The organism is Bradyrhizobium sp. JYMT SZCCT0428, from assembly GCF_018131075.1.
GTDB lineage: Bacteria > Pseudomonadota > Alphaproteobacteria > Rhizobiales > Xanthobacteraceae > Bradyrhizobium.
In genome coordinates, this window is the sequence record NZ_JAFCLS010000160.1 from 1 (window position 1) to 1,632 (window position 1,632).

The 1,632-nt window shown below is 59.5% G+C and carries 2 protein-coding genes; one reads left to right on the forward strand and one right to left on the reverse strand.

Annotated elements, in window-relative coordinates; translation table 11 throughout:
- Positions 1–835: 835 nt before the first annotated feature.
- Positions 836–1,039, reverse strand: a complete 204-nt coding sequence (locus JQ575_RS44155) for a cold-shock protein (RefSeq protein WP_212039411.1) — start codon at positions 1,037–1,039, stop codon at positions 836–838.
- A 243-nt stretch (positions 1,040–1,282) separates the two neighbouring features.
- Between JQ575_RS44155 and JQ575_RS44160 the strand changes: the two genes are divergently transcribed.
- Entirely contained in the window at positions 1,283–1,483 is a 201-nt protein-coding gene (locus JQ575_RS44160; RefSeq protein ID WP_212039413.1) for a hypothetical protein, read from the forward strand.
- Positions 1,484–1,632: the final 149 nt, after the last annotated feature.

Consider the following 1,632-nt stretch of genomic DNA (forward strand, 5'->3'; position numbering starts at 1 on the left):
GCGGCCCCAGCGCGCCTGGCGATGCAACCGGGGCCGCCACACCGCATGGCAATGGCGGTTGCCAGCGGGTTCTGCCAAGGTACCGCAACCCGTTTTGATCGGTCCGAACTAGTTCGGAGTAACCCTCCCTCGGGAACAAGTGGTGACCCGCGTTGAGGGCCCATGTCTGGACGAGACGACCCGGACATATCAAAACGGCCTCAGCGCGTCCCCCGAAAGGCGCTGGGGCCGTTGCTTTTGGAACTTCGCAGCTCCCGAAGAGTCGATTCAGCGCTCCCGGATTTCACGCCCCTTAAAGCCACCGGGAGAAAACCCCAACTGGGTTGGCGGCTCTAGCGTCTACGCTGGGGCCGCTTCTTTTGTGATGCCAATTTCGGAAACAAATGGCAATGACGAGTGTTGATGGGGCTGTCTGATAGGACACGGACAACTTAACCGGCCTCAGCCCGCTTCCCCTAGAGCGCTGGAGGCCTTTTTTTGGCATCGAAGGCAACTCCCGCAGGCTGCTCACGCAAACGGCCCCCGCGAGAGAGACCGCCACGCTGAACCTAAGGCCGCCAACCCAGTTGGGGTTTCTCCCGGCCAGGAGGCAGCGGAGCCTACCGGGCAGAATCCATTCCTGCGGCGCCGGATCGTTCCTAACGTCAGTAAGAAACCCGCCGGTAAGGGCGGGCCCAAGTCGAGATATGCATCCTGACCGAGTGAGGATCGCTGAGATGACAACAGGCCTTAGCCTATCCGCAAGTTTTCAACGGCAGCGCCTGTTCAAGGCCAGCTGCGGCAGCCGGCCGTGCATGAAGCAGACCCGCCGGGGTGGACCAGCAGGTCCAACTTGCTAGCCGACTCTGAGGTTTTCCGCGGACGTTTTGCCCCGGTTTTCGGTTTCCTCGTAGCTTACCTTTGCACCCTCGTTGAGGCTGCTGAGACCGGCTCGTTCGACGGCGGAGATGTGCACGAAGACATCCTTGCCGCCCTTGTCCGGCTGAATAAAGCCATAGCCCTTGGTTGGGTTAAACCACTTCACCGTACCTGTCGCCACGTCCCGCTCTCCCGTTTTTAAACAATGCCGCCAGCTTAGGTCCGCGGCCGGTGCGCGGCAAGAAAAACCCGCCGGTAACTGCCCCCGGCGGGTTTCCTTACGCAATACTCTCACGGGGGCTTTGGGGTCCGTTCCGCGATTGTCACCAAGATAACTGCAAGCAGTTAAAATTTGATCTCTCGCCCTTTCCAAGCGAAACTCTGCGTAGTTGCTGCTCTGAGAACAACCGTTGCCAACGCCGCGATGGAAACGGTCGGCCGTCAAGGGTACCCTCGTTGGAGTTGCCTGCAGCCGCCTCATCTCAAAGCGCTGGATGCTTGGATCGACAAGCAGAAAGAGCCCTACACCCGCCCTGAGGCGATCCGGGGCATGATCGAAGCCATGCTGAATATCCTCGCGAAAGACACAGGCGAGAAGCCAGTCAAGAAGGCGAAGAGCCGATGAAGGAAAGTACTCAAGCCAAAATCACGGCTGCCGTAGCCGCTGCTAGAGGAATGGCCCAGAAGGCACTAGCAGCCAGTCCAAACCCCGAGTGGACCGAGTATGAAATGCGCTCAATTGACGAGTGGATCGCCCGTCAGGATGTGAAACTC